Source organism: Ensifer sp. MJa1 (genome assembly GCF_037026475.1).
Lineage (GTDB): Bacteria > Pseudomonadota > Alphaproteobacteria > Rhizobiales > Rhizobiaceae > Ensifer.
Genome location: NZ_JAKUMO010000009.1, coordinates 140,343 through 164,283, shown reverse-complemented (window position 1 = coordinate 164,283; position 23,941 = coordinate 140,343). Strand labels below are relative to the sequence as shown.

General features: G+C 61.1%; 35 protein-coding genes. 17 read left to right on the top strand and 18 right to left on the bottom strand.

Going from position 1 to position 23,941, the window contains the following annotated elements:
- Window position 1: 1 nt before the first annotated feature.
- The 9 genes from MKZ91_RS14740 to MKZ91_RS14700 all read right to left on the bottom strand — a co-directional run bounded on the left by MKZ91_RS14740 (window position 2) and on the right by MKZ91_RS14700 (window position 6,823).
- Complete coding sequence (locus MKZ91_RS14740) at window positions 2-1,249, bottom strand: DUF7146 domain-containing protein (RefSeq protein WP_336171690.1); 1,248 nt, start codon at window positions 1,247-1,249, stop codon at window positions 2-4.
- 11 nt (window positions 1,250-1,260) lie between these two features.
- Entirely contained in the window at window positions 1,261-2,535 is a 1,275-nt protein-coding gene (locus MKZ91_RS14735; protein WP_336171689.1) for a phosphoadenosine phosphosulfate reductase domain-containing protein, read from the bottom strand.
- Entirely contained in the window at window positions 2,532-4,412 is a 1,881-nt protein-coding gene (locus tag MKZ91_RS14730; RefSeq protein ID WP_336171688.1) for a DNA cytosine methyltransferase, read from the bottom strand. Before MKZ91_RS14730 ends, MKZ91_RS14735 begins: the two co-directional genes overlap by 4 nt.
- Entirely contained in the window at window positions 4,412-4,624 is a 213-nt protein-coding gene (locus MKZ91_RS14725) for a hypothetical protein (protein WP_336171687.1), read from the bottom strand. Before MKZ91_RS14725 ends, MKZ91_RS14730 begins: the two co-directional genes overlap by 1 nt.
- A complete protein-coding gene (locus MKZ91_RS14720) occupies window positions 4,608-4,958 on the bottom strand; it encodes a hypothetical protein (RefSeq protein WP_336171686.1) in 351 nt (116 codons plus the stop codon). Before MKZ91_RS14720 ends, MKZ91_RS14725 begins: the two co-directional genes overlap by 17 nt.
- Window positions 4,955-5,467, bottom strand: a complete 513-nt coding sequence (locus MKZ91_RS14715; protein WP_336171685.1) for a hypothetical protein — start codon at window positions 5,465-5,467, stop codon at window positions 4,955-4,957. The genes MKZ91_RS14720 and MKZ91_RS14715 overlap by 4 nt, the downstream gene beginning before the upstream one ends.
- A complete protein-coding gene (locus tag MKZ91_RS14710) occupies window positions 5,467-5,877 on the bottom strand; it encodes a hypothetical protein (protein WP_336171684.1) in 411 nt (136 codons plus the stop codon). Before MKZ91_RS14710 ends, MKZ91_RS14715 begins: the two co-directional genes overlap by 1 nt.
- The gene (locus MKZ91_RS14705; protein WP_336171683.1) at window positions 5,877-6,329 is read right to left on the bottom strand and encodes a hypothetical protein; all 453 of its coding nucleotides are present in this window, start codon (window positions 6,327-6,329) and stop codon (window positions 5,877-5,879) included. Before MKZ91_RS14705 ends, MKZ91_RS14710 begins: the two co-directional genes overlap by 1 nt.
- 278 nt (window positions 6,330-6,607) lie before the next feature.
- Window positions 6,608-6,823: a hypothetical protein gene (locus MKZ91_RS14700; protein ID WP_336171682.1), complete on the bottom strand. Its 216-nt coding sequence runs from the start codon at window positions 6,821-6,823 to the stop codon at window positions 6,608-6,610.
- Window positions 6,824-6,931: 108 nt separating this feature from the next.
- Between MKZ91_RS14700 and MKZ91_RS14695 the strand changes: the two genes are divergently transcribed.
- Complete coding sequence (locus MKZ91_RS14695; protein ID WP_336171681.1) at window positions 6,932-7,591, top strand: helix-turn-helix domain-containing protein; 660 nt, start codon at window positions 6,932-6,934, stop codon at window positions 7,589-7,591.
- Between the two features lie 5 nt (window positions 7,592-7,596).
- Here the strand turns inward: MKZ91_RS14695 and MKZ91_RS14690 are convergent, their stop codons facing one another.
- A complete protein-coding gene (locus tag MKZ91_RS14690; RefSeq protein ID WP_336171680.1) occupies window positions 7,597-8,211 on the bottom strand; it encodes a type VI secretion system-associated protein TagO in 615 nt (204 codons plus the stop codon).
- Between the two features lie 229 nt (window positions 8,212-8,440).
- Here MKZ91_RS14690 and MKZ91_RS14685 point away from each other — a divergent pair, with 229 nt between their 5' ends.
- From MKZ91_RS14685 to MKZ91_RS14625, 13 genes are all read left to right on the top strand, one after another.
- Entirely contained in the window at window positions 8,441-8,677 is a 237-nt protein-coding gene (locus tag MKZ91_RS14685; RefSeq protein ID WP_336171679.1) for a hypothetical protein, read from the top strand.
- Between the two features lies 1 nt (window position 8,678).
- Window positions 8,679-8,882, top strand: a complete 204-nt coding sequence (locus tag MKZ91_RS14680; protein ID WP_336171678.1) for a hypothetical protein — start codon at window positions 8,679-8,681, stop codon at window positions 8,880-8,882.
- A gap of 3 nt (window positions 8,883-8,885) precedes the next feature.
- Entirely contained in the window at window positions 8,886-9,566 is a 681-nt protein-coding gene (locus MKZ91_RS14675) for a hypothetical protein (RefSeq protein ID WP_336171677.1), read from the top strand.
- Window positions 9,566-10,054, top strand: a complete 489-nt coding sequence (locus tag MKZ91_RS14670) for a single-stranded DNA-binding protein (RefSeq protein ID WP_336171676.1) — start codon at window positions 9,566-9,568, stop codon at window positions 10,052-10,054. Before MKZ91_RS14675 ends, MKZ91_RS14670 begins: the two co-directional genes overlap by 1 nt.
- Window positions 10,055-10,068: 14 nt before the next feature.
- Window positions 10,069-10,413 carry a hypothetical protein gene (locus tag MKZ91_RS14665; protein WP_336171675.1) on the top strand — a complete coding sequence of 115 codons (345 nt, stop codon included), beginning with the start codon at window positions 10,069-10,071 and terminating at the stop codon, window positions 10,411-10,413.
- 33 nt (window positions 10,414-10,446) lie between these two features.
- Window positions 10,447-11,376, top strand: coding sequence for a DUF2303 family protein (locus MKZ91_RS14660; RefSeq protein ID WP_336171674.1), 930 nt, complete (start codon window positions 10,447-10,449; stop codon window positions 11,374-11,376).
- 53 nt (window positions 11,377-11,429) lie between these two features.
- Window positions 11,430-12,545, top strand: coding sequence for a DNA polymerase III subunit beta (gene dnaN / locus MKZ91_RS14655; protein ID WP_336171673.1), 1,116 nt, complete (start codon window positions 11,430-11,432; stop codon window positions 12,543-12,545).
- A 7-nt stretch (window positions 12,546-12,552) separates the two neighbouring features.
- Window positions 12,553-13,044 (top strand): ASCH domain-containing protein, encoded by a 492-nt coding sequence (locus MKZ91_RS14650; protein ID WP_336171672.1) that lies wholly within the window; start codon window positions 12,553-12,555, stop codon window positions 13,042-13,044.
- The gene (locus tag MKZ91_RS14645) at window positions 13,044-13,883 is read left to right on the top strand and encodes a hypothetical protein (RefSeq protein ID WP_336171670.1); all 840 of its coding nucleotides are present in this window, start codon (window positions 13,044-13,046) and stop codon (window positions 13,881-13,883) included. The genes MKZ91_RS14650 and MKZ91_RS14645 overlap by 1 nt, the downstream gene beginning before the upstream one ends.
- Window positions 13,876-14,040: a hypothetical protein gene (locus MKZ91_RS14640; protein ID WP_336171669.1), complete on the top strand. Its 165-nt coding sequence runs from the start codon at window positions 13,876-13,878 to the stop codon at window positions 14,038-14,040. Before MKZ91_RS14645 ends, MKZ91_RS14640 begins: the two co-directional genes overlap by 8 nt.
- A complete protein-coding gene (locus MKZ91_RS14635; protein WP_336171668.1) occupies window positions 14,033-15,154 on the top strand; it encodes a DUF5131 family protein in 1,122 nt (373 codons plus the stop codon). The genes MKZ91_RS14640 and MKZ91_RS14635 overlap by 8 nt, the downstream gene beginning before the upstream one ends.
- 181 nt (window positions 15,155-15,335) lie before the next feature.
- Window positions 15,336-15,536 (top strand): helix-turn-helix domain-containing protein, encoded by a 201-nt coding sequence (locus tag MKZ91_RS14630; RefSeq protein ID WP_336171667.1) that lies wholly within the window; start codon window positions 15,336-15,338, stop codon window positions 15,534-15,536.
- Between the two features lie 32 nt (window positions 15,537-15,568).
- Window positions 15,569-16,771 (top strand): tyrosine-type recombinase/integrase, encoded by a 1,203-nt coding sequence (locus tag MKZ91_RS14625; RefSeq protein ID WP_336171666.1) that lies wholly within the window; start codon window positions 15,569-15,571, stop codon window positions 16,769-16,771.
- A 1-nt stretch (window position 16,772) separates the two neighbouring features.
- Here the strand turns inward: MKZ91_RS14625 and MKZ91_RS14620 are convergent, their stop codons facing one another.
- From MKZ91_RS14620 to MKZ91_RS31610, 3 genes are read right to left on the bottom strand one after another with little or no spacing between them, the layout of a single operon-like run.
- Window positions 16,773-17,267 carry a hypothetical protein gene (locus MKZ91_RS14620; RefSeq protein WP_336171665.1) on the bottom strand — a complete coding sequence of 165 codons (495 nt, stop codon included), beginning with the start codon at window positions 17,265-17,267 and terminating at the stop codon, window positions 16,773-16,775.
- Entirely contained in the window at window positions 17,257-17,796 is a 540-nt protein-coding gene (locus tag MKZ91_RS14615) for a type II toxin-antitoxin system HicB family antitoxin (RefSeq protein WP_336171664.1), read from the bottom strand. The genes MKZ91_RS14620 and MKZ91_RS14615 overlap by 11 nt, the downstream gene beginning before the upstream one ends.
- Complete coding sequence (locus tag MKZ91_RS31610; RefSeq protein ID WP_442892284.1) at window positions 17,793-18,044, bottom strand: type II toxin-antitoxin system HicA family toxin; 252 nt, start codon at window positions 18,042-18,044, stop codon at window positions 17,793-17,795. The genes MKZ91_RS14615 and MKZ91_RS31610 overlap by 4 nt, the downstream gene beginning before the upstream one ends.
- A 397-nt stretch (window positions 18,045-18,441) precedes the next feature.
- On the opposite strand from MKZ91_RS31610, the gene MKZ91_RS14610 reads away from it, so the two are divergent.
- Window positions 18,442-18,942, top strand: coding sequence for a GNAT family N-acetyltransferase (locus MKZ91_RS14610; RefSeq protein ID WP_336171663.1), 501 nt, complete (start codon window positions 18,442-18,444; stop codon window positions 18,940-18,942).
- A gap of 9 nt (window positions 18,943-18,951) precedes the next feature.
- On the opposite strand, the gene MKZ91_RS14605 is transcribed toward MKZ91_RS14610, so the two are convergent.
- Window positions 18,952-19,854: a LysR family transcriptional regulator gene (locus MKZ91_RS14605; protein ID WP_336171662.1), complete on the bottom strand. Its 903-nt coding sequence runs from the start codon at window positions 19,852-19,854 to the stop codon at window positions 18,952-18,954.
- 112 nt (window positions 19,855-19,966) lie between these two features.
- Between MKZ91_RS14605 and MKZ91_RS14600 the strand changes: the two genes are divergently transcribed.
- Complete coding sequence (locus MKZ91_RS14600) at window positions 19,967-20,689, top strand: SDR family NAD(P)-dependent oxidoreductase (RefSeq protein WP_336171661.1); 723 nt, start codon at window positions 19,967-19,969, stop codon at window positions 20,687-20,689.
- Window positions 20,683-21,171: a RidA family protein gene (locus MKZ91_RS14595; protein ID WP_336171660.1), complete on the top strand. Its 489-nt coding sequence runs from the start codon at window positions 20,683-20,685 to the stop codon at window positions 21,169-21,171. The genes MKZ91_RS14600 and MKZ91_RS14595 overlap by 7 nt, the downstream gene beginning before the upstream one ends.
- 231 nt (window positions 21,172-21,402) lie before the next feature.
- Here MKZ91_RS14595 and MKZ91_RS14590 read toward each other — a convergent pair whose 3' ends face one another.
- The 4 genes from MKZ91_RS14590 to MKZ91_RS14575 all read right to left on the bottom strand — a co-directional run bounded on the left by MKZ91_RS14590 (window position 21,403) and on the right by MKZ91_RS14575 (window position 23,848).
- The gene (locus MKZ91_RS14590) at window positions 21,403-22,221 is read right to left on the bottom strand and encodes a hypothetical protein (protein ID WP_336171659.1); all 819 of its coding nucleotides are present in this window, start codon (window positions 22,219-22,221) and stop codon (window positions 21,403-21,405) included.
- 92 nt (window positions 22,222-22,313) lie between these two features.
- Window positions 22,314-22,682, bottom strand: a complete 369-nt coding sequence (locus tag MKZ91_RS14585; protein WP_336171658.1) for a VOC family protein — start codon at window positions 22,680-22,682, stop codon at window positions 22,314-22,316.
- Window positions 22,683-22,815: 133 nt separating this feature from the next.
- Entirely contained in the window at window positions 22,816-22,977 is a 162-nt protein-coding gene (locus tag MKZ91_RS14580; protein WP_089044368.1) for a Thivi_2564 family membrane protein, read from the bottom strand.
- Between the two features lie 148 nt (window positions 22,978-23,125).
- A complete protein-coding gene (locus MKZ91_RS14575) occupies window positions 23,126-23,848 on the bottom strand; it encodes an META domain-containing protein (RefSeq protein WP_336171657.1) in 723 nt (240 codons plus the stop codon).
- Window positions 23,849-23,941: the final 93 nt, after the last annotated feature.

Genomic DNA, 23,941 nt, shown 5'->3' with positions numbered 1-23,941 from the left:
CTTACCCCTTGCTATTTCGTGCTGAAAGAAGACTGGCGAAATCCATCCCCTCGGGCGGCCACCAGATGTCCACGCTGCGCCCCGGCCTTTCGAGGCGCGACTTGCCGCGCGCCATGGCGGCCGCGGTCATGTAGAATTCGCTGTCGCCATCGGCGATCAGAATGAGGTCGGTAACGTGATCAGCTACCTGAAAAGCGTCGCGGGCGTCCTGGTCAGCCTTCGGCACGGGTCCCTGCACCCTGACGGCGAGCGTTCGACCGTCCGCCGATTCCTTGGTCAGGTGCGGGTGTTGGAACTCTGACGATCGCTCGGCCGGGCCGGCAAGGTTCCCGAGATCTCCGGTCGCGAAGTAGAACGTGTCAGGTCGAAATCCCTCAAAGCCAGCGACTGCGACGACGTTCTCGATCCCCTCGCCTCCAACCCACCTCGAGCACTCCATGGAGCCGAGGCACGGGATAAGAGACCCTCGCTTGGTGCCAAGCATCTTCTTCGTCGGAAGTTGGTTACCCTTGAGGTCGATGCCGAGATCAGGCCGGTATTTGGGTGCTTTGCCAAGCTCTATCCACGTCTGATGGCACCCCGTAACTTCGCCGTCGAGCGTGACGAAGGCTGCGATCATTGCTGGTCCGACGTGCCGCACGGCATCTCGCCCGTACTCGTCTTTGCTATAGTAGCTATGCTTTGCCCGGCAACGCAGATGCCGAAGCATCTCGTTCGGCACCACATAGCCAGTCCGCCGCCTCAAATATTCGCGAACGTGGTCGGCGACAGGCATGCTGCGCTCGACTGCACTGGAGTAGATGCCACGAGCCTTGCGCACGTCCCTTTCGCGAAACTGCGCCTGACGGGCCTCAGCCTCTCTCGCCTTCGCCTCGGCTGCTGCCTGCAACGCTGCGAGCCGCGCCAGGCGCGCATTTCGCTCTTCGTCTGTCTCACGTTCTCCACCCTCAGGGATCTGCTCGCCGCCCAGCGCAGCCGAGCACGCTTCGAGGAAACCGCTTCTCGATTTCAGGTCTAGATCGTGGACATGCGCCATGAAGCCAATGCCATCCCGCCCACCTCCGCAGGAACGGCAGTTGAAAGCCTGCTTTCCCGGGTGGACGGAGAACCTGTCCTTGCCTTGGCCGCAGCGAGGGCACGGCCCGGCATATTCCTTGGCTCCGACGGCCAAGCCATATTTGCCGGCAGCATCGGTAACGTTGACCTGTTTCGCCCGGGCGATGAAATCTTCTAGGAGAGCTTCACTCATAGCCACGCTCATCAAAGAAAAATCGGCTGCACGGAGCCGTCAGCGTAAACAGTGTCCATCGGCGTGTCGGCGGTAGGCTCGTCCCCCTCCCAGCCGTTCGGCCACGTCTTGGCGGCGATCAGCTCACGGATGCGAGCTTCTTCCTCGGCATTGAGGAGATCGATCGTCGGACAACCGAGGCGGATCGCCGCCTCGTTGCACTCGGCCTGGATAGCGAGCACGCGATCGAGCGCCATGAGGCGCGCCTCGAAGGTCAGTGGCCCCATGCGCTGCTTGTTCTTGGCCGTTGCGATCTCGGGTTCGCCGAAGACCGGAAGATCCTCGCCGGCCTCTTCGTTCCACTCCGACCCGACAACCGGACGAACGAGCCCCGTCTTCTTCAGCCGGTGTCGCGGCAGACGGAGCTCGCGGTAAAGCGGCTTGAGGCGCAGCAGCGGCGACAGGTGGGACCAGACCGGGACGCGGATCACCGTCTCCAGCCCGAGGTCGCGGGAGGCCAGCGGGCATCCGTTGCAGCCCGTCCGCGCATTGATCTCCTGCGCCTCGTCGCCCCCGTAAGCATCGACGACTGCCCGTGTTTCCCATCCGCCATATTCGGCCATCGGGGCGTAGACCTTGAGCCAGTCGAAGACGTTGCAGACGCGCCAATGCAGGAGCGGCGCCAGGGTCGCGATCCGACCGCGGATGCCCTTCGCCTCCGGCAGCACCTGCTGGTACCAGCCCTGACCGCATTCGGCGCCGTCCTTGCCGCAGGACATCTCGATGCGGCCGTCGCGGATCGCGCTCTCGCCCTGCCGCACGCCGGTGATCATGAGGATCGTGCCGTCCAGTTCGTCGATGCGCTGCTGCAGCGCCTCGGTCATCGGATCGACCTTGATCTGCCGCGTACACCAACGGAACGTGTTGTTGTTTGGCGGCGGCACGCCCCGGCCGAGCATGTAGACGAGGAATCTCTTGTCGAGCGGCGCCATGACGACGTCGCAACGGACGCCGCGCACCCGGAGACGGTCGAGAAGCAGGGCCGCCGAGATCGACAACGGCGGCAACTCCATCCTGGTATCGGCATAGAGCACGGTAATCGACCGCGGCGCTGCCAGCCGACCGACGTCGATCAGATGCATGATCACCGTCAGGGTCGCCGTGCTGTCCTTGCCGCCGGAGAACGCGAACACCCAATGATCGTGTCCGGGCCCGTAGGCCTGCATTGACTGCAGCGTGAGCTCGATCGCTTCGTCATAGACGAGACGCTTCGATCCGCCGAAGAGTGTTGGCTGATGACTGCTCATTCCGCAGCCTCCGCCAATTCCTGTCGAACGTTGCATTCCGCCAGGAGTCGCACCATGCGCGGCGGTACGCTGTTGCCGACCAGGTGGTATTTCTCGGTTTTCGTCAGACGGCGTTCCTTGCCGTCGATCGTGATCGTGTCGGGCAGTGAGCCCGGCCGGAACCCATGCGCAGCAGCGCCCTCTTCTGGCTCCAGCATGCGCATGCCGATGTCAGTGATCACGTAGGTCTCGCGCCCCAGCTTGACCGTCACGAGCCCATGACGAGCCTTGGCTGTCAGGGCACCGAGCGGGTCGGCGAGCGATTGGTCCTGTCCGCCCGTACCGTAGTAATGCTGCAGGAAACCGAGGATCAGTCCGGCATGATTGCCGCCGGCGTTGACGGTCGCCAAAGGCTCCCGCACGTCCCGGCCGCGCTTATCCGTGCCGCGCAGATTGAGCATCGACGCCGCAATAACGCCTTGGGTCGACCCACGGGCAACGATCGTCGACATGGGCTCATCGATCGGGCGTCCGGGCTCACCGGTATTGTGCTGCGCCATGAAGACGGCTGAGACGCCGACTTGCGGCGAAGTGGTGATCGCAGCCAACGGTTCGTCGACGCTACGCCCCTTCCGAGCCACCTTGCGACCATCCTCGCGGGGATCGCTGTTGTGCTGGGCCAGAAAGGCCCCGATCACTGCATGGCGCGGTTCCGTAACGAACGACTGAAGCGGCTCCTGGATATCCTGTTTCCTGCGCTCGCCCTGCTCCCCGCCATAATAGGCCGTCATTGTAGCAGCCATAACGACGCGATCTTCTTTGGTCGTGCCGGCGCCGAGCGGGTCGCGCAAATCGCGGATCTCGGTCTGCGCAGCTCGGCCCCCGACACCCATGATCAGCGGCGCCAGCGAGGGCACCGCGACAGACATCTCGCCCCGATGCGCGGTCGTCAGCGTCCGCAACGGCTCTTCGACAGAATGCACGCGGTCAGCGCCGCTATGGGTGATCGGCACGATAAACGGCTTGGCCGCGTCGACGACGTAGCGCATGACGCCCCGCGCCGTCCGGCGCAGCGTCGCCTCGGCCAGATCCTTCTTCCGCCCGAAAATCGATTTCGCCGGCAAGGAGAAGTCGATGATGGTGTGCGCGCCAACCCATGGCTTCAGACCGAGCCGCTTTGCATCCTTGCGCGGCGCGTGCGTCCGCTCCGGCCAAACGATCGGCGCGCCTCCGGCCTGGGCGACACCAAAGAACCGTTTGCGGATCGTCGCGATGCCGTAATCCGCGCAGACAAGCACCTTGCCTTCGAAGTTGTAGTCCAGCCCGACCATGTGCTTCAGCCAGGCGCGCCAGATCCGGCCCTTGTGTTTCGGATCGGGGATCAGCCATTGATCTTGCACCGGCACGCGCTCGCCCTTGGCGGCAACCGAACCATCGAGCCGTACGACACGCCCGGTTTTCGGGCAGCGCTTTGCAATCAACGGGCCCCAGGTCTGGATCTCCGGCACGTTCTCCAGCGTGATCGTCTCTGGCCGCACCTGACCGGCCCACCGGCAGACAACCCACGCCAGCGACCGACGCCGGCGCGAGACCGGCTTTCCGCCCTTGGCAACGGAGAAGTGCGTGCAGTCTGGGGAGGCATGAAGCACACGCACGCCGCGCCCTTGCGTCGCCTGTTTCGGGCAGACCTCGAACACGTCGCAGCGCTCGTGGCGCGTATGCGGATGGCGCTTCTGGTGCACGGCGACCGCAACCGGATCATGATTGATCGCGAGATGCACATGGAAGCCCGCATCCTCGAGCCCGTCGCACCCGCCGCCCATGCCCGCGAAGAGAACGACCGTCATCCGGTTATCGAGACCGAAGGAAGGATTGCTGCTGTAGCTCAACGGCCTCATCAGACACCCCCGTTCTGAACAAGGCGAGCGGCGTGCAGCGTGCGGCAGACGGCGTCTTCACCCACGCCTCCAAGGACGTCTGCGATGTCCTGCGTATCGAAATGACCGGAATTCCAGAGGATGATGGCCGCAAGTGCCTGCCGTTCATCCATGGGACCACTCATCGACGCCGAGCGCGATCGGCGTGCGTCGGCCTTATTGAGACCCAACATGCTGTACTCCTCGGATTTTCGGCGCGAGCGCGCACTGCGGTGAAGTTGTCATCGGCGCGAGGTCTCGTTCCCCCGCGATGCGAAGCTGCCCCGACTGGGTGAAGGCCCAGAGCAGCTTGTCGAGAGCGACGCCGACGTCGCTCGACCAGTGTTGCCGGTCGAAGGTGATAAACGGAGTGCCGCGGGACCAACCGACCAGCGAATACGGCCGGCTGATGAAGCGCATCTCGGCCGCGTGCCGATCGAGATCTATGCCGAAGTGCTGGACGGTTCGAAAACACTCCATCTGCGTCGGCGCAACGACGAGGAGGATGCGGGGCGCCCGGTCCTTCATGACGCTTTACCGCCAGCAGCGGCGTCAACCGCCTTCCCGCCCTCAGTTGCCGCCCAGATCGTCGGGGCAGTTCCGTGGGGTGGCCGAAGCCGATAAACCAGCTCGTCGGCAATCAAGCGGTTCATGCTCGTGTTCACGTGCCGAGGCCCCACCCCTACGGCACGCGCAAGCGTATCCGTACTGGCCGGCAGGCCTCTGTCGCCCGCGGCGGCCACGAGACTAAGTATCGCCTGCGCGGTCTTGGACAGCGTCTTGAGCCTGGCGCCCTTCACCTCCGTCGTCGCGCCTTCGCACTTCGGATGATCGTCGTCGATCGAACCGCTAAGCCTGAGAGCGTGAACTTCAGACGCAGCCCGGAAGATCTCGGAGACCGATCGCCCGACCGCCTCGGCGATGTCCACCGGCTTGCCGCCAGCCTCAATTGCAAGCAGCACGGCTTCCGTCCGTAGCGCAGGCGCCATCCTGTCGAACTCGTCCCGGCCGAGTTTGACGTTGTTAAACAGCAGCATCAGAACCACCTCTGCATCGAATTTTCGGGGGGCTTTGTTGAGGAGGATGGTAGAGAACCGCCCATCTCCGAGACGATCGCCGCGAGGCGTTTGCGTTCAGCGGCACGGCGTTTTGCATTCCATTCGTCGATCCGCTCGAAGAAGGCCTTGCTGACGCCTTCGACCTGGTCGGCGCGAAGAGCGCGCAACTCTTGCCAGGCGAGCTGCGCCTCGCTCGGCCGCTGATCCCGCCACTCGAACCAGTGTCCGATGCAGCGCGCCCCATCCGGGATGGCGCGAATTTCATTCGCGTCCGTAACGATCCGGATGAAGTCGGGGACTTCCGTTACGAAGCACGCAACGACAGCCAGCGCCGCCCGCGCCGGGTCATCGGTTACGATGTAAAGGCGAATGCCGGCGGGCTCTGTCATCATTCGGCCCCGTAAACCAGCTTCAGGTCGCCCTTCTGGCCGCCCTTCGCGAGGACTTCGGTCAGCCCGGTCTCCACGTCAGCGATTTTCAGCTTGAGCGCCTGCAGATCCCGCATCGACCGCAACGCCTCGCCGTGGGTGATGACATTGTCGCCGGCCGCCGCGTACAGACCTGCCTGGAACTCGGAGTTCCGCTGCTGCATCTCCGCGTTGTCACGCATGAGGCAGCGACCGTCCTCGCCCTTCTCTTGCGGGTTGACGAGCTGGCAGCCGTGAAGTTCGGCCATGGCCCTCGTCACCACCGGGTTGCCGAGCTCGGCTTCGAGACGGATCACGCTCGTGATCGGCAGCAGGTCGGGGTCCTTGTCGCTGTTGCAGCGGCCGATCTGGCTCTTCGACAGCGACGTGAGGTCGACACAGGCCTCGATCCCGCCGTTCAGCTTGATCAGCATGCGGTTCGCGGCCTTCAGCCGGTGGAACCATGCGTTCGTCATTGTCTCGTTTGTCATTGGCGCACTCGCGAGCAGGCAAAAGGTTTCCCGCGCCGGGAAATTCCGGCGGGCTTTCCCGTGGCGGGAATGGTTCGGAAATGTGAGGTTCAGCTCGTCAGCAGATCACGGGGGACCACATGACGAGAGGCATCGCAGAAAGAAGGCGGGGACGCGGAGGTCAGTTTCGCGCCCCCGCCAGGCGGCAAGACCGTCCAGTGAGCCTTGCTTCGGGAACCTCATCACTCGGCCGCCTCCAACAAAAGGCCCGCCGTTTCGGGCTTGTTGGCTCGAAGCCATTGCAGCCGAAGCGCGTGCATGGCTTCAAGCGTCACCTCGCCGGAAGTGGCAATACGGATACGCTCCATGATCGGCGCATCCGGTCGGTTCTCGCCGAGCTCATAGCGCTGGTAGGTACGAGCGCTCTCGATCGAGAGCAGCATAGCCGCTTCCGCCATCGTCAGCTCTGATTTGGTTCGCCAAGTTCTCAGGTCCATAGCGCATATATAGCGCAAATCGCTAAATACCTGTCAAGCGGCATTTAGCGAAAAGCGCGATATCCGAATATGGCGAATATCGCTAAAATTGGTAACATGATGAGATTAAAAGAAATTCGTAAATCGCAGGGGATGACGCAGCAACAGGTTGCGGATGCTTTGGGCCTGCATTTGACCAATTACAACAAGCTCGAGAATGGAAAGACGAAGCTGAGTGCCCAGCAGATGGAGCAACTCGCGAAGATCCTACATTGTTCGCCGTCCGATTTCATCTCGAAGCGGAGCGATGTTCGCGTCGTCCCCGTGCGCCAGTACGTGGCCGCCGGCATCTGGCAGGAATCAACCGCCTGGGACGAAGAAGACTGGTACGACGTGGCTGTACCTGACGAGCCAGAGTTTCGTCATTTCACCCTTTACGGGGCGGAGACCAAAGGTCCGTCGATGAACCGGCGCTACCCTGAGGGATCGGCGCTGATCTACACGAGCATGATGGAAACAGGAGAATCCCCTAAACCAGGTCGCCGCTATATCATCGAAACAGAACGCTCCGACGGGTTGCGCGAAGCAACCGTGAAGAAGCTCTGGCAAGACGATGACGGCAAGTTCTGGCTCCTGCCAGAATCTCACGATCCTCTTCACCAGCAGCCAATCGACTTATCCGCCGGCGATGGCGAAATCGTAAGGATCGTCGGTCGGGTCATCTACTCCGTTCAGCGAGAGGCTGACTAGGCCACTCACCACTTGCAAGCTGACTTAACCTTTTCAACGACTTCAGAGACGTTGGACAGATTGAACTCAGCGTCTACACGGTCCTTGTCCTCGAGCCTCACAAAGAACCGCTCGTTATCTTTAAGCGATTTTATGAATGGGATCGCCTGCTTGCCGTTCCACAGTCCCACGGCCTTGTAATTGGTCGCACGGGACCATTTTCCGGAAACTGCAGGCTGGTCACCGACCCGGGTTGTGACCGTCGGCTCCTCGCTCGCCATGAACATCTCTGTCGAGATGATGAAACTGGTCGTCTGCTCACGGCAAGAAATAATGAGGTACGCAGACGCATTGGTGAAACCGGTGCTCGTCGATTTCTCCGGCAACAGCGCAGCCTTGACCGTCTTACTATCATCGACGGGGGAAACCTCCTCTTGGACTTCCCAGCGCGGGCCGTTGCTGGGCTGAGATTTCGGCGCGCTTTCCGTCTGGGCTCTGTCACCGACGACTTTCGGGAACATTTTGTCGAAGCACGTCAAACGCTGCAGGGAGTCCTCCAGCCGAGCGCATTCTTGTGGATCCTGAGCGAACGCTGCCCCGGCCCACATAATCGACGAAGCCAGCAAAACAGTCAGCCGCATGATGGATCACCTCCGCACGTTACCCGGGAAACACATTCTCAGGGCGCATTTGCCTGTCAAGAACCGGAGCGATCAGAGCGGGAACGTCTTGTGCCGCTGGCATTTAGCGATTAACGATGATTAACAAATCTGACTAGCACACGATTTAGCGATTTGCGCTAAATACTACCTTGACAGATGTTTAGCGATTTGCGCTATATTTGCGGCATCCCATTTCAAGGAGCCGCACATGATCCGTATTCGCAGTCACTCCGAGACCCAAACAGCCAAGATCGCCGCTGCACCCCGCTGCATTCGAACGCTCGAACAGCGCATGGCCGATGACATGCGCGAACTCGCCTTTGCGGGCGAGAACGTGAACGTCGAGAGCCTGAAGCTGCGCGGCTGGTCCGAACCGACCATTTCGCGCCTCGCTTCCGAAGCCGCCGCCATCGCGCGCCGCCAGTCCGTGCGTCAGGTCGCCTGACATGAGCAGCCATTTCACTCCTTTCGGCGGACGCACTGATCCTCCCAAGCAGATCACACTTGCCGATCCGCCGCCCCTCTGGACGCGCCGCCTGGTCGCGACCGTCTTCGCGATCGCCTGCGCGTTCGGAGGGTGGACCCTCAACGACACGGTCGACGCCTTCAAGCGCCTCGACCGCCACTACGCCTCTCTCGATCGGAGATAACACATGGCCGCTGCCGCTCTCCTCGCACCCGAACCCGTCTGGTCGTTCACACCCGACGGAACCGTCATCGACATCGCGACCCCGGATCAAAGGGTCGTCTGCTTCAACGAGATGGCGAACTCGCTTTCGAAGATTGCCCGCTTCGATGGTCGCAATCCGGGCCAGCCCTATTCCGTCGCCCAGCATTCAGTGCTCGGCGCCTGCGCAATTTTGAACGAAGGCGGCAGCACACATGAGGCCGCCCTCTACTTCCTGCATGACGGGCACGAATACATCACAGGCGACCAGTCGAGCCCGATCCAGAAGCTCTACGCGTTGGTTGCCCGTCACCTTTTCGGCGAGGATCGCTTTCGCGACACGATCGCGGCCTGCAAGGCGGCGTGGGATGAGGTGATCTATTACGCCGCCGGCTTACCGGGACCCGAGGCCTGGACGAAAAGGCAGGCCGCCCTCGTCAAGTCGATGGACGAACGAATGTGCCGGGCCGAGGCGCTCGCACTGTTCGGACCGAAGGCCGCTTCACAGTTTGCGAACATGAAGCCGCCCACACTCCCCAATCCGATCCGGCCGTGGGCTCCGATGGAAGCGGAATTTCGCTTCCGGGAAATGGCCGCCAAGCTCCTCACCGAGGGCCGGGTGATGAACCAGGCCATCGTCGCCGCAAACCGGCGAGGGGCTCACTGATGGCCGGCTCCGTCAACAAGGTGATCCTCGTCGGCAACGTCGGCGCGGATCCCGAGGTCCGCCGCACGCAGGATGGCCGCGCGATCGCCACGATCAACCTTGCAACGTCGGAGACCTGGCGCGACCGAGACAGCGGCGAGCGCAGGGAAAAAACCGAGTGGCACCGCGTTGTCATCTTCAGCGAGAACCTTGCCAAAGTCGCCGAGAACTACGTGAAGAAGGGCTCCAAGCTCTACATCGAAGGCCAGCTCCATACCCGCAAGTGGCAGGACAGCAACGGTAACGACCGCTACTCGACGGAAGTCGTGCTGCAGGGCTTCAACTCGGTTCTGACCATGCTCGACGGCCGCCGCGAAGGCTCCGGCTATCGCCCGGGCGGAGACGGCGCCGGAGACTACGACCTCGACAGCGACCGCGCCGCCGGCCGCTCCTCCTCTCAAAGCTCCCAGTCGTTCAGCCGAGATCTGGATGACGACATCCCGTTCTAACGAAAGGTCGAACGATGAAAATCATACGCGATAGCCAGGCCCTCATCGGCATGCTCGAGGGCGGAGAACTCAACAGCGAGATGAGCTCCAAACTTACCGAGACCCTCGCCGAGCTTGGCGCGATGTCCGAGGACAATCCGAAGGTCGCGCACAAGGGCAACCTGACCCTGAAGCTCGATTTTCAGGTCGCCAACGGCATGGTCACGATCAATGCCGACATCACGACGAAGACGCCGAAGCGCGCTCGCAAGTCGTCGGTCTACTGGGTCACCGAAAGCGGCGCCCTTTCAACCGAGCACCCCCAGCAACACGACATGTTCTCCGGCCCCCGCGACGTGAGCGAACGCCGCGGCGCCTGATCCGCTCTCAACCCCCAACAGGAAAATGCCACCATGGAAAAGCAGACCAACAACAGCGTGCCACTCGATATCGCCGCAATCAGCGACCTGGGCGATCGTGCCGGCTCTTCGATCGCAACCCTCTCGCTCGAAACCGCTATCGCTGGCGTTCCCAAGACGATCCCGGTCTTCGTCGACCGGAAATCCGGCTCGCTTTCGAATGTCGCCGATCTGTTCGAGCGCTACCGGGAGCACCCGCGCCGCAAGTCTGGCACGGCCAATGTCTCGACACTGGATAGCCTCATCAACATCATCGATCGCCACAAGACGTCCGACAGCGTGATCTTCGCAAACACCGACTGGCAGAAGCCGTCGATCACCGCCGTTTTCGACTATCACGAGAACACCAGTGGCGGCCGCGCCGATAATCTCAAGCATCGTGCGCACTACGAGTTCCCGCTGTCCGAGGAATGGAAGGCCTGGGCGAAGATCAACGGCAAGCCGCTCGAACAGGTGGAGTTCGCCGAATTCATCGAAGACCACATCTCCGAATTGTCGGCTCCCGACAGCATGGAGGCAGAGGACTTCCGCGGCAAGTTCGGTTTCAAGGTTGCCTATCCGAACGAGCTCGTTGCGCTGTCGCGCGGCCTGCAAGTCCATGCCGAGACCCGCGTAAAGAACAACGTCGTGCTTCAGACCGGCGAAGGCGAGATCACCTGGGACGAAGAGCACCGCGACGCACAAGGCAACAAGCTCACCGTGCCCGGCATGTTCATTCTGTCGATCGCACCGTTCTTCATGGGTGACGTCGCCCGCATCCCGGTGCGCCTGCGTTACCGCGTGGTTGATCGCAAAGTGAACTGGATCTGCCAGCTTTACCGACCGGACGTTCACATCACGCAGCAGGTAATGCGCGACCTCGAGCGCGTGGCGCACGAGACCGAGCTGCCGCACTTCCAGGGCACGCCTGAAGCAAGCTCCTGACCGTGTCGCCCGGGCGGCGCATCGGGCGCTGCCCCTCTCTCCAGAGGTTACCCATGTTCAAGGCCGAGAAATCTGCGATGGCAGCCGCCCTCGCCATCACCAACAGCATCGTCGAGCGCCGTAGCACGATCCCGGTGCTGCTGAACGTCCTCTTCGAGAAGGACGAAACCCAGCCCGGCAAGCTGCTCGCTCGCTTCACAAACCTCGACATTGAGGCCGCGGTGCGCTTCGGGGCCGAGATCGACCCGGTGTTCGAGGCGTTCACCGTGCCGGCAGCCACGCTCCACGAAATCATCAACAAGCTGCCCGATGGGGCCGATCTCTCGATTGCGGGAGAGCGCACTGACAAGCTCACCGGCGTAACGATCAAGTCGGGCCGGTCGCGCTTCCGCTTACAGGTCCTGCCCGCCAGCGACTTCCACAAGATGAAGCACGGCGATCTGCCATTCTCTTTCAGCCTGTCTGCTACGGACTTCGCAGCCGCCCTGTCGAGCGTTGGCTTTGCGGTCTCGACCGAAGAGACACGCTACTACCTGAACGGCATCTTCCTGCACCCGGCCGAGGACGGCGCCTGCATGGTCGCTACCGATGGGCACCGCCTTTCAAAGCGCCTCGTTCGCGCCGAACTCGACGCGGCCGCGCCTGGCATCATCATCCCTCGCGGCGCGATCAAGGTCCTCACGAGGATCTTGCCGAAGGAAGGCACTGTCGCGATCTCGCTTTCGGACACCGTCATCCGGATCACCACCGGAGAGACGACGCTGACGTCGAAGCTCATCGACGGCACCTTCCCTGACTATCAGCGCGTTATCCCGGCCAGTCACGCGATGCTCGCGACCATCGATATCAAATCGCTGGCGACCTCGATCGAGCGGGTTAAGACGATCTCCGGCGAGCGCGGCCGCGCCGTGCTCTTCTCATTCGCTGACCAGGCCTTGAAGCTGAAGGTCAACAACCCCGATGCCGGCGAGGCCGAGGACGAGGTGACCTATGAGGGCGAGGCATCGCTCCAGATCGGCTTCAACGCGAGCTACGTCGCCGACGCTCTCTCGCACCTGTCCGGAGACCGGTTCGAGATGGGCCTCGGCGATGCTGGCTCACCTGCCGTGCTGCGCAGCGTTGGCGGACCGCGTGAAAACCTCATCGTCCTGATGCCGATGCGCGTGTGAGGCTGCCATGACCAGGTTCTTCACCGGCAACATTGAGCAGCTCCCTCGCCTCGCCCTTTCCGTCCGTCAGCCATGGGCGCACGCGATCGTCAGCGGCTGGAAGGATATCGAGAACCGCAAGTGGTCGACCGCGATCAAGGGACCGATCTGCATTCACGCCAGCGCCTTCAGCAAGCGCAACTACGAAGAGGATCGCGAGGACTATCTCGAGGTATTGCACAACTACGTCAATCCGCGCGGCGCCCCGACGATCGAACAGACGTCGCTCGACGGTTTGGCCTTCGGCGCGATCGTCGGCGTCGCAACCATCGTCGACTGCGTGGCCCGCAGCGATAGCCCTTGGTTCTTCGGCCCATTCGGTTTCGCCCTGAAGGATCAGCAGATCCTCGAAACACCCATTCCCGTAAAAGGCGCCCTTGGTTTCTTCGAATGGCGCCAACGCGTGATCAACCAGGCTCCGGCGCAGCAGGCCGAGCCCGCGCAGAGAGGTTTATTCTGATGGACACTGCCAACTATCAGGGCAGGGTAGCCGACGCGCATCATGCTCTTTTCCATGACGATCCCACCGATGTAGCCGAACGGCTCGCACGGTTCATGGAGGAGGCAAACGAGACGTGCCAGGCACTCGGCATGACTCGCGAGGACGCTCATCGCCTCGTTGACTACACCTATGACCGACCCGCGGGCGAGCCAGCGAAAGAAATCGGCTCGGCCATGCTCACGCTGACCTCGCTTTGCGTTGTGGCCGGTTATGACCTGATGAGCTGCGCTGAGGCTGATCTTGAAAAGCTGCAGCGTCCTGAAACGATCGACCGAATTCGGGTCAAGCGGTCCACCCGCCACGGTCGCGGCCCTCTACCCGGTTTCGATCCCTCCTCCCCCGGCAAGGACGGCGGGCAGGAGCCAATGGGTACTGGCGTTTTTGCGAACGGCGAGATGGTCGGCTTCATCGGTCTCGGAGCTGAAGCTGCGCGCGATGTTCTGGCCGAACGGGAACGGCAAATGGCTGTCGAAGGCTGGTCCATCGGACACGACGATGCATATCTGGATGGTGAGCTTGCAGAAGCAGCGGCAGCTTACGCGCTTGGCAGTTACAGGTTGGCGGTTTCCGCCCGCGTCAAAGGACAACCCCACGACACCACCCATTACAGAACGATCTGGCCCTGGTCTCTTGAGTGGTGGAAGCCGACTGAGCGTCGCCGTGACCTCGTCAAAGCTGGCGCCTTGATCATCGCTGAGATCGAACGGATAGATCGCATCCAGGCAGCACTGACGAAGAGCGAAGCCTACCGCGCCGCCAAGATCGAGAAGTCGAACACTGGAGCATCAGATGAGTGATGCCCCTCTCCACCGCTTCCGCGTTCATTTCCACGACGGCAAAACCATCGACATCTCTGCCGCCAGCAGCCTGATCGCCGAACGCCAGGCCCGGATCAAGCACCCGGGCGGCTACGTGAAGAAAATCAAGATCATCAGGGAAAACGACAATGGCTGACGGCACCAAGATCGAATGGACCGACGCGACCTGGAACCCGATCACCGGATGCGCCGTCGTCTCGCCCGGCTGCACCAACTGCTACGCGATGAAGCTCGCCGGCACGCGGCTGAAGAATCACCAGAGCCGCGCGGGGCTGACCCGTGACACGAAGGCCGGCCCCGTCTGGACCGGTGAAGTCCGCTTCAACCCGCAATGGCTCGATCAGCCATTGCACTGGACGAAGCCGCGCATGATCTTCGTCTCAGCCCATGGTGATCTCTTCGCCGACGGCGTGCCCGATGAATGGATCGACCAGGTGTTTGCCGTCATGGCATTGGCGCCGCAGCACACATTCCAGGTGCTGACGAAACGGCCAGAGCGAATGCGCGACTATCTAGCAAACGCTGATACCAGGTTCCGCATAGCCGTGGCTGCCTCGGCCGTCGGCCCCGCTAAGGCCAAGACAGTGGAACGGGTTCGGTGGGACCTAACGCGTCGTGACGGTGCCCTGCAAGGGCGCTGGCCCCTCCCGAATGTCTGGCTTGGCGTTTCGGTCGAGGACCAAAAGCGCGCTGACGAGCGTATTCCGATTCTGCTCGCAACCCCGGCCGCCATCCGCTGGATCAGCGCCGAGCCCCTACTAGGGCCAATTGATCTGACGAGAGTATGGTGTGACCGCGGCGCCGACACGGCGATCGAATCTCTTAGCGCACTGGATCCGCCGGCCCATCGCGGTATGGCATGGTGGGAGGGGCAAACGGTCCCGGCTGCAACGCCCCATCGAAAACTTGACTGGGTGGTAGTCGGCGGCGAGAGCGGATCCGGAGCCAGGCCGATGCATCCGGACTGGGCGCGCCAACTACGCGACCAGTGTGTTGCCACCGGCGTGCCGTTTCTTTTCAAACAGTGGGGAGAGTGGTGTCCGGCGACTGCCGCCTATGGAGTAGTCGGTCACGCTATGCCCGACACTGGCGAGAAGTTCACTTGGATCGGATGGGACGGGCACACGGATAACCCGTCGGCACGCCGGCTGCTCGCACCCGTTATGGCGATTGCTAAGATGGGCAAGATAGTCGCCGGCAGGCTCCTCGACGGCGTCGAGCACAGCGCTTTCCCCGAGATCCGCCGATGAGCACTTTACCATACATCTACCGTTGGGACCGGCAGGGCAGGAAGGGCCAGCCCTGTGAGGTTCTGATCCGCTCCAAAGTCATGAATAGTTGCCTGGTCAAATTCGCCGACGGCTACACGATGGTCACCAGCCGCAATGCGATCAAGAAAAACAGCACCTCGAGGAATCGGGAGGAAAGGCGATGAATGAGGCACCGGAACGCGACCTGTTGATGGGCGCCGATGCTATCGCCGGATTCCTCGGAGTGACCCGCCGGCAGGTCTACCGCCTCGTCTACGACGAGATTATCCCGTCCTTCAAACTGGGCGGGACCGTCGCCGCTCGCCGGTCGTCATTGGCAAAATGGATGGAAGCTCTTGAAGACCAGCATGGCGCCCGTTAGCGTCGTGCGCCAGAATTATCTGAGAGGTCAGCATGGCGACGATCCGCAAGCGCACATGGAAGAACAAGAGCGGCACCCACGAAGCCTGGGTGCTGAACTACATGGACGCCAACGGCGGAAGGCATCGCCAGCAGTTCGAAAAGAAGCGCGACGCCGAAGCGCGCCGCAAGGAAGTCGAAGAGCAGATCGGCAAGGGGACCTATCGCGCCGATGCAGCCACGACCACTCTCAGAACCGCCTGCGAGAACTACGAGAAGGTTCTTGAGACCCGCAAGGCCCGCGGCGAGCGGGTGACGCCCGAATACTTCGACAACGTCACCGGGCACATGTGGAACTACATCGCGCCGACCGAAAAGCCGCCCGTCGTCGAAGGCAAGAAGGATCAGTTCGTGCGCTTCGAGCATGGCATCGGCGACACCAAGCTGGCGCAGCTCACGGCAAAAGCCGTCGGCAAGTTTCGCGACGATTTGAGAGATGCCGGCGTCAGCGTCGTGACCACGCGGCAGATCCTCGGCACACTTTCCCGCGTGCTTCAAAATGCGATCTCTGATGACCTACTGGCAGTGAACGTCGCCAAGGGTATCCGCGTAGTCGGCAAGAGAAACGAGGGCGCCAAAAAGGTCACTCCCCCATCCAAGGAACAGATCGCGGCCGTTATCAAAGTGGCGACGGAGAAGTTCCGGCCGTGGGTTATCTTTGCCGCTGCGTCAGGCGTCCGCGCGTCCGAATTCTATGCGATCCGCTGGAAACACCTCGACCTTAAAGTCGGCTCGGTGACGATCGAGACCCGCGTAGATTCGAAGCGGAACGAAGACACGACGAAGAGTGAGGCCGGCTTGCGCGAGGTCCCGCTAGGGGCCGCCGTCGTCGCCGAGTTGAAGAAGTGGAAGCTGATGTCCACCTTCACCAAGGATAGCGACCTGGTGTTCCCAAACACCGTCGGCAATCACGAGAGCCACCGAAACATGCGAAAGCGCGTTTTCATACCGACGCTCGATCGAGCAGCGGCCGAGATGACAAAGGAAGGAAAGAAGTTCAAGCGGTTCGGCTGGCACGCACTTCGGCACTTCGCGATATCGACCTGGATCGAGGCCGGTCTGTCGCCGAAGACCGTGCAAACCTTCGCTGGACACTCGTCTCTTGCCGTCACCATGGACCGCTACGGCCACCTTTTTCCAAGCGACGATCACAAGAAAGCCATGGACGCGATCGCATCCAACCTTTTCGGTAAATGACCTATTTAAACAGATCTTTGACTTCGATCTCAGACGGCTCAGACGGCAGTCCAGGAAAGTCCACGCGCATTTGTTGTGCCATGATCGCGCTGAGACTCGCGAACGCTTGCCAAACGGCTGTGGCTACGTAGCGCTTGGCTATGTCAATGACTTTGTCCTCAGTCACATTCTCGCAATTGATACCGAAGACGTAAGTGGCACGAATAGCGGATTGGTCTTCACCTTCGCGTTGTTTCTTCACCGATAGCCGCGTCGCGACTAACCAGAGCGCGCCGTCTTCGCCGACCCTGTCTGGATGATCCATCTCCGCATCATAACGATACTCGATCTCTCCGTCGTCGGCGCCAAACTTGCCGTAAATGATCTTGGTATCAATTAGCGCAAAAACACCCAGTGAGTGCGACGCCTCGCTAACCGCCGTCGGCGTTTTCTCGACCTTAGCCGCGCGTGCACGCTTGGCAGGGGCCGGCCTCAGCCTGGTGGGTTTAGCAGTCATAAGGTCTCTCGCGTTCAGAGATTAGGCGCGCCACGTCGAAATTCTCTCTCACGCCACCTTCGTTTTCCCAATCGAGCCTTCCTCTGAGAGAAATGCTGTGGGCATGAGAGTAACTGAGTTCAGCGCCTCGCGCCGCGCGCATAAGGTCCCGTACGACCCATCCGGCCAGTGCCGGCACTTTCTCCGAGGAACCGCTGCCGGAATGCTTTTCCAGCTTCTCCGAGATAGCTTCGCCGATCCAAGCATTAAGCGACACGCCCGCCTCAGTAGCCCTCATCGCAGCTTTCCGATGAAGCTCTGGCGTTGTCCGTACATTGAAGGACCCCTTAAACGGCTTTGTAGGTTCGCGTCCGAGTTCCGCGCAGTCTCGAAGATACTCTTCGATCAGTTCGCTCAACGCGCCTTCAACTTCGGCCGCACTATCGCACTGAGCTACAAGAAGGTCGTCAATGTGCAATACTTTGACGAACAACTTGCCGTCACTGTATTCGACAGATGCTTGGTAGCCCTTGTAACTAATCGTGCTCATAGTAGACCCTGCTCAATCAGAATGTCTCTGACCTGCTTGACCATATATTCTAATATTTCCTTGCCAGGATGTGGTTCGTGCAACCGAATGATGTGCTTCGTATGAGCGTGAACGAAGCGTCGCCTACTCCCTCCCCCAGTCGCCGTCTCTTCGTAACCAAGCCCGCCCAGCAATCGAACAACATCCGCATACGGAAACGGTCCGCGACATGCCAGAAACTGTGCCTTCAACCGTTCGTGACGCGACATTGTTCCGTTACCACGCGTCTATTCCACAGCAAAACGCGAGGTGCAACTGAAATTTAGTTGCATCACGTAACGCCGTTAATATGGAATCAGTTTCGGACAAGTTAAAGGCCCAGTTTGAAATTTAGAAAAGCCACAATAGCGTAAAACGCGAACTGCGGCATTCCGCAAGGCCTAGCTGAAGGTTTTCCGCCGCAATAAAAGTCTGGCTCTTGCGGAAGGTACAATCCCGTCGATGGCGCATAAATGGCGCATGGTGCGCTGCAAACCCTGAGAAATAGGCGTTTACGACAACATTCCTAATCTGGGGGTCCCGCGTTCGAATCGCGGCGGGATCACCACTTTTCATCTCAAGCTGCATGGATACTGGCCATGCTTCCCGAATGGCCGTAGGTCGACCATGGTTCGATTGCTGGTGACCTATATGGAGATGCGCGAACCGCCTGCGGGCGAAGCGCTTTCGCCACCGATCGAGCATGCAGCGATTGCCCAGGAGCGGCCGGACGCCACCTCTTTCCTTTCGCTGTACCGCGCCATCGGCGAACCGCTGCGCTGGGATCAGCGACTGCGCATACCCAGAGCCGACCTCGACCGCTTTCTTGGCTCCCCCTCGACAGGCTTCTACATTCTCCGACTGGAGGGGCGTGCCGTTGGCCTTTGCGAGTTCGACCGCGTCGACACGACCGATGTAGAACTCACCCATTTCGGCCTGATCCCTGACGCCTATGGCAAAAGGCTCGGACCGTTCCTCCTCGACAATGCCCTGCGCGCCGTCTGGGCGCGCGGAGCAAGCCGCATCTGGCTGCACACGGACGAATGGGATCACCCCAAAGCCCAGGACGTCTACCGCCGCGCCGGCTTCAGCACTTTTGCGCAGAAGTTCGAAGAGATCGAGCCCTGACCCCACCGCTCATCGTAACGACTGCCACGCCGGGCCGCGCCACCCTTTCAGCTCCTGCAGAAAGACCTGCAACCGCGATGGCAGGAAACGTCGGGTCGGATAGACCGCGTGCACAAAGACATCGGGCGCCGACCATCCCGGAAGCACGCGCACGAGCTTGCCGCTTAAAAGCAGGCTGTCGCAGAAGATCGGTGGAAGCCGGCCGATGCCGTGGCCGCGCTCGGTCATGGCACTCGCCGATTGAATATCGTGGACCGAAACCGATCCGGTCACATGAAGACTGGCGGATTCATCTCCGTTGACGAGACGCCATTCGGCTTCGTTGTTCCGCACATTGACTAGGACGCAACGATGGCCGCTGAGCTCGTCCGGTCGCGACGGGGTGCCATATCTATCGAGATACTCAGGCGCAGCCACGAGGAAGTGGGTGCTTTTGCCGATGCGTTGCGCGACAAGCGACGAATCACGCAATTCGCCGAAGCGGATTGCCACGTCGATGTTTTCGGCAACGAGATCGATGAACATGTTGCTGACCAGCAGATCGACCTCGATCTCGGGATATTTCTTCAGGAACGCGGACAGGAAGTCGAAGAAAGGCGGCTGCCCGAGCGTCACGGGCACGGTGATGCGCAACAGCCCCTCGGGCTTTCGTTGCGTCTCACTCAGCACCCGTTCCGCGTCGTGAAGCTGCTTCAGCGGTTCACTGCACTCCGCATAATAGGCGCGGCCCTGAGCCGTGAGACTGAGCTTTCGCGTCGTCCGCTGGATCAGCGTGACCCCCAACTTCTCCTCCAGCGCCGTCACCTTGCGACTGACGGTAGACACCGGCATGCCGAGCGCGCGTGCCGCGCGGCTGAAACTCTCGAATTGGGCAACGGCCGCAAAGACCGCGATATCGTTCAGGTCGACCATGCAGAGATTTTTGCACCAATGGAAATGTAATTCCAGATATTTCCACCTAATCACGCAATCAAGCCTCGACCATATTGATCTCACCAAAGCAAGCCAGCCACGGAGAGTTCAAATGGCAAACAAGGTCGCCATCATTACCGGTGCCTCCCAGGGCATCGGAGCAGGTCTGGTCAACGCCTTCCTCGGCGAGGGCTACAGTGTCGTCGCGACGTCACGCAGCGTCAGCCAGTCCCGGGAAATTATCGAATCGGACCGGGTAGCGCGGGTCGACGGCGACATCGCCGATCCGGACACGGCCAAGCGCGTGGTCGAAACCGCAATCGACCGGTTCGGCTCGATCGATGCCCTCGTCAACAATGCCGGCATATTCTTCACCAAACCCTTCGTCGACTATACGGCCGAAGACTACCGGCGTCTGAGCGCAACCAATATCGAGGGCTTCCTCTCCACGACCCAGCTCGTCATCAAGCAGATGCTGGCGCAGAAACGGGGCGGCAGCATCGTCAGCATCACGACGCCGCTTGCCGATCGCCCGATCGCAGGCATGAACGCCTCGGTCGCCATGCTGACCAAGGGCGGCATCAATGCCGTCTCGAAGAACATCGCCATGGAGTACGCAAGGGACGGAATCCGGGTCAACATCGTCGCACCCGGCGTCGTCGACACGCCGCTCCACAAGGACAACCCAAGGGATTTCCTGAACACGCTCTCGCCGATGCACAGCATCTCCAGCGTCGACGAGATCGTGGACGCCGTGCTCTACCTGACCAGGGCGCCGCGCGTCACCGGGGAGGTGCTGAATGTCGACGGCGGCGCGCATTTGGGCCGATGGTAGACCGCACACGAGCGCCCGCCGCTGGCGCAGAACAACGGCTGCAGGACCTCGGCATCACCCTGCCTCCGCCACCCACACCCTTCGGCAACTATGTCGAAGGGGTGAGGATCGGCAAGCTGCTCTACCTGAGCGGCATGCTGCCGGTGATCGACCGCAAGCCGCAAATCGTCGGCCGGCTCGGCGCCGAGTTGACGGTCGAGGACGGGCAGCGCGCGGCGGAAATCGCCACGCTCAGCGCGCTCTCGGCAATCAGGGCCGAACTCGGTTCGCTCGATCGGGTCACGGCCGTCGCCAAACTCGGCGTCTACATCGCCACGTCAGGCGATTTCCGCGACCATCCGAAGGTCGCCGATGGCGCTTCCGACCTGCTGGCCAAGGTCTTCGGCCCTGAAATGCTGTCAGGCCGCATCGTTCTTGGCGTCGCCAGCCTGCCCTTGGGGCTGCCGGTCGAAATCGAGCTTTTGGTCGAAGTCGCGGATTGAGATACACGGCGTGCGGCGCTTTGCGTCGCCGGCCGTTCGACAAAAAACAGCGTCGTCATTTCCCTGTCACGAACAGAAGCTATTGATCAATCACACCTTCTTGATGACCACGGATGGACTGGCATCGAGGGAAGGTGATGAGGAAGGTCGGGTTTGCCCCGGCCTTTTTTGTTGCGCAGATGTCGTCCAAATCCAATTCGCGTCGATTGTTGCCGCCCCCCGAAGCACGACTCAGCTCCCAACCAACACCTTTGTCATCTCCGTCCGAACGCGAAGTCCCGAAGGACCAGCGGTGTCTACGACCGCCTGCAGGAAATCGATCGATACATCACATAACGCAGGCGATGAAGCGTCCTGATTTTCGAGCAGGCTGAACCCTTCAGCTGAACCGCCCGATTCCAGATACACGCTTGCAACCGCGGCCCAGTCGTCAGCTGTGGCTGCCTCCACGGGTCGCGGTGCTCGAATTGAAGCCGCCGATGCAACGACAACTTGCCTAGCAAGGTCGTCAAATGCGTTCAAATAGGCGATCCTTTTGCCTTGTATTGCGGCCTGCCCGTTCACAGCAAATTGAGCGCAAACGTTCAATCCGTCAGCTAAGCGTACTGTCTTCATCAGCGCGATGTAGCTCTCCAGATACCGGGCCAACAGATCATCTGGAGCCCGTGGCAGATTCGGCCGATGGTGCTCAAAAAAACGGCGCGTAAGTTCACCGCTCCTTCGCTCCTCCTCCTCGCCCGTTGTGGCTGACTGAGCGATAGCGACAAACTCGCCGATAACCCTTGCGTATTCGTCGGGCATTTCGGTCTTCAGCGTCGACACCCACTGCATTTTCTCGACTTCACGCACAACGCGCGCGTTCAATAATCGAGGCTCCACAAATTCTCGGGTCACCGGCGCGGAGAGCGCGATCGTCACGACCGGAATCCAGCGCGCCCATTTCCGCCCACCTCGATCCAGCAGCCAACCAACGATGCCTCCAGCGACACCGAAACATGCTCCGATCGCCGCATAGAAAAGCCAGTTTGGTAAGTCGACGATTGATTCCATGCCGTGCCCCCGCACAATCCCTGTCCACAACAAGTATTAGGCGAATACCTGCCAATCTAGCAACCTGCCACGGTCGAGCCATTCAGCAATGGTCAGCCATCCGGCCGGCACACACGCAGTCGGTGACCGTCCGGGTCGAGGGCCACGAAGGTGCGACCGAAGACGGCGGTCTTCAATTCCTGCTCGATCCTGATCCCGCGGCTCTGCCACTCCGCGTAGAGCCGCTCGACCTCCGCATCGTCCTTCACCATGAAAGCGATCTCCGAGCGGTGACCGGTACCGGAAGAAACGAAATCCCGCGCACCGGTGGACCAGAGGCTGAAAGTCAGCCCGTTCTCCAGTTCGAAGGCGACATAGGCTGGGAAAGCGGCAACGGGCTCCCGTCCGATGAGGTCGGTGTAGAAGCGTGTGCTTGCCACGGGGTTTTCGACATAAAGCAGGATAAGATTCGGTGACAGCATCGTCGGGTCTCCTTCTGGATGACCGGACGCTAGGCGAGGCCGCTGTCAATTCCTGTCAGCATCTGCCGTTCCATCAAAAAAACCGCCGATCCATCGGAACCGGCGGTCTTTGGCATTGCTGGAAGGCGGCGCGTCAGAAGACGGCCAGGTATTTCAACAGAGAGATGATTCCGATGATGATCACGATGATCTGGACAATCTGTTTAGCGCGCGCGTCGAGCGGCAGCCGCTGAACGAGGTAAAGCACCAACACGATGACAAGGAACGTAATCAGAATTCCGATAAGCAGCCCCATGGATCACTCCCTTTTGAACAAAGCGCCGCGATGGCGTCGGAAGTGTAACTAGGAGGCGAGGGCAAAAGTTCCAATCGAGGCCACAACTTATGGTGCCGGCTCGCCGAACGTGCTTCGGCAGGGAGATTTGAGCGGCGACAGGCTCGCGTCAGGATGCGGGCTTGCAGGCGATGCCCTGGTCCTGCTCGCTCTTCGTTGCGTCGAACAGCGTCGCCGTATCGCCTTTCGTCCACCAGATGTACTGCCCACCGGCAAATTTGGCGCCCGAGCCCGAGATCACGTTGGACGCCACGACGAAGGTGCCGTCAATGGTGAAGGTCACCAGCGAGACCGGCCCGGCATTGATATATTCCGCTTCAACCGCCTTGCCGCCGCAGTCATAGCGCACCGACTGCCGGTCCACGGTGCCGGCGCCTGGAACGAGAATCGTCACCTCGGCGTCCGCGGCGCTTGCGGCCATCGAGGCAAGCTTCATGGCGGCGGCGCCGCCCGGTTTGGCGAGAATGAGCTTCGTCCCCTCCACCGCCCAGGTGAGCTCGCTGCGCAGCGCATCGAGGAATTTTCGTTCCTGCTCCATCACCGCCGGCACGCACATCTTGCGCGTCGTGGCGGCAGGACCAAAGGTGATCTTCTTGCCCGACAGGCTGAAGGTGCCGGTGAAATGGTTGCAGCCTGCCATGCCGCCATAGGTGCCGTCCTCGCGGATTTCCAGCGTCGACTGGAGGTTGTCGATCACCCCGCCACCGCCGATGTCCTCGGCCAGCCAGGTGGCGACCAGCGGCGTCGGCACATTTTCCGCGGCAACCGGCTGCATCGCGGCCATCTCGATCGTCACGCAGGCGCAAGACACGGAAGCAATGGCTTTCAGCATCACGAACTCCTTCAGGCCTCGACTCAAATAGCAGACCCGATTCTTAACCCGTGGACGAGACGGATTGAAGACCGCGCCCTTGTTGCCGGCGGA

Bases quoted from the DNA above. Each gene is read 5' to 3' on its own strand.
- MKZ91_RS14730 (WP_336171688.1), bottom strand. From the start codon at position 4,412: ATGAGGCCGTTGAGCTACAGCAGCAATCCTTCCTTCGGTCTCGATAAC.
- MKZ91_RS14630 (WP_336171667.1), top strand. From the start codon at position 15,336: ATGAATGAGGCACCGGAACGCGACCTGTTGATGGGCGCCGATGCTATC.
- MKZ91_RS14715 (WP_336171685.1), bottom strand. From the start codon at position 5,467: ATGCTGCTGTTTAACAACGTCAAACTCGGCCGGGACGAGTTCGACAGG.
- MKZ91_RS14580 (WP_089044368.1), bottom strand. From the start codon at position 22,977: ATGGGGCTGCTTATCGGAATTCTGATTACGTTCCTTGTCATCGTGTTG.
- MKZ91_RS14705 (WP_336171683.1), bottom strand. From the start codon at position 6,329: ATGCTGATCAAGCTGAACGGCGGGATCGAGGCCTGTGTCGACCTCACG.
- MKZ91_RS14670 (WP_336171676.1), top strand. From the start codon at position 9,566: ATGGCCGGCTCCGTCAACAAGGTGATCCTCGTCGGCAACGTCGGCGCG.
- MKZ91_RS14700 (WP_336171682.1), bottom strand. From the start codon at position 6,823: ATGGCGGAAGCGGCTATGCTGCTCTCGATCGAGAGCGCTCGTACCTAC.
- MKZ91_RS14740 (WP_336171690.1), bottom strand. From the start codon at position 1,249: ATGAGTGAAGCTCTCCTAGAAGATTTCATCGCCCGGGCGAAACAGGTC.
- MKZ91_RS14605 (WP_336171662.1), bottom strand. From the start codon at position 19,854: ATGGTCGACCTGAACGATATCGCGGTCTTTGCGGCCGTTGCCCAATTC.
- MKZ91_RS14620 (WP_336171665.1), bottom strand. From the start codon at position 17,267: ATGACTGCTAAACCCACCAGGCTGAGGCCGGCCCCTGCCAAGCGTGCA.
- MKZ91_RS14575 (WP_336171657.1), bottom strand. From the start codon at position 23,848: ATGCTGAAAGCCATTGCTTCCGTGTCTTGCGCCTGCGTGACGATCGAG.
- MKZ91_RS14595 (WP_336171660.1), top strand. From the start codon at position 20,683: ATGGTAGACCGCACACGAGCGCCCGCCGCTGGCGCAGAACAACGGCTG.
- MKZ91_RS14725 (WP_336171687.1), bottom strand. From the start codon at position 4,624: ATGTTGGGTCTCAATAAGGCCGACGCACGCCGATCGCGCTCGGCGTCG.
- MKZ91_RS14720 (WP_336171686.1), bottom strand. From the start codon at position 4,958: ATGAAGGACCGGGCGCCCCGCATCCTCCTCGTCGTTGCGCCGACGCAG.
- MKZ91_RS14585 (WP_336171658.1), bottom strand. From the start codon at position 22,682: ATGCTGTCACCGAATCTTATCCTGCTTTATGTCGAAAACCCCGTGGCA.
- MKZ91_RS14615 (WP_336171664.1), bottom strand. From the start codon at position 17,796: ATGAGCACGATTAGTTACAAGGGCTACCAAGCATCTGTCGAATACAGT.
- MKZ91_RS14685 (WP_336171679.1), top strand. From the start codon at position 8,441: ATGATCCGTATTCGCAGTCACTCCGAGACCCAAACAGCCAAGATCGCC.
- MKZ91_RS14735 (WP_336171689.1), bottom strand. From the start codon at position 2,535: ATGAGCAGTCATCAGCCAACACTCTTCGGCGGATCGAAGCGTCTCGTC.
- MKZ91_RS14690 (WP_336171680.1), bottom strand. From the start codon at position 8,211: ATGCGGCTGACTGTTTTGCTGGCTTCGTCGATTATGTGGGCCGGGGCA.
- MKZ91_RS14650 (WP_336171672.1), top strand. From the start codon at position 12,553: ATGACCAGGTTCTTCACCGGCAACATTGAGCAGCTCCCTCGCCTCGCC.
- MKZ91_RS14675 (WP_336171677.1), top strand. From the start codon at position 8,886: ATGGCCGCTGCCGCTCTCCTCGCACCCGAACCCGTCTGGTCGTTCACA.
- MKZ91_RS14635 (WP_336171668.1), top strand. From the start codon at position 14,033: ATGGCTGACGGCACCAAGATCGAATGGACCGACGCGACCTGGAACCCG.
- MKZ91_RS14660 (WP_336171674.1), top strand. From the start codon at position 10,447: ATGGAAAAGCAGACCAACAACAGCGTGCCACTCGATATCGCCGCAATC.
- MKZ91_RS14680 (WP_336171678.1), top strand. From the start codon at position 8,679: ATGAGCAGCCATTTCACTCCTTTCGGCGGACGCACTGATCCTCCCAAG.
- MKZ91_RS14590 (WP_336171659.1), bottom strand. From the start codon at position 22,221: ATGGAATCAATCGTCGACTTACCAAACTGGCTTTTCTATGCGGCGATC.
- MKZ91_RS14645 (WP_336171670.1), top strand. From the start codon at position 13,044: ATGGACACTGCCAACTATCAGGGCAGGGTAGCCGACGCGCATCATGCT.
- MKZ91_RS14610 (WP_336171663.1), top strand. From the start codon at position 18,442: ATGGTTCGATTGCTGGTGACCTATATGGAGATGCGCGAACCGCCTGCG.
- MKZ91_RS14640 (WP_336171669.1), top strand. From the start codon at position 13,876: ATGAGTGATGCCCCTCTCCACCGCTTCCGCGTTCATTTCCACGACGGC.
- MKZ91_RS14600 (WP_336171661.1), top strand. From the start codon at position 19,967: ATGGCAAACAAGGTCGCCATCATTACCGGTGCCTCCCAGGGCATCGGA.
- MKZ91_RS14695 (WP_336171681.1), top strand. From the start codon at position 6,932: ATGGCGAATATCGCTAAAATTGGTAACATGATGAGATTAAAAGAAATT.
- dnaN (WP_336171673.1), top strand. From the start codon at position 11,430: ATGTTCAAGGCCGAGAAATCTGCGATGGCAGCCGCCCTCGCCATCACC.
- MKZ91_RS31610 (WP_442892284.1), bottom strand. From the start codon at position 18,044: ATGTCGCGTCACGAACGGTTGAAGGCACAGTTTCTGGCATGTCGCGGA.
- MKZ91_RS14625 (WP_336171666.1), top strand. From the start codon at position 15,569: ATGGCGACGATCCGCAAGCGCACATGGAAGAACAAGAGCGGCACCCAC.
- MKZ91_RS14710 (WP_336171684.1), bottom strand. From the start codon at position 5,877: ATGACAGAGCCCGCCGGCATTCGCCTTTACATCGTAACCGATGACCCG.
- MKZ91_RS14665 (WP_336171675.1), top strand. From the start codon at position 10,069: ATGAAAATCATACGCGATAGCCAGGCCCTCATCGGCATGCTCGAGGGC.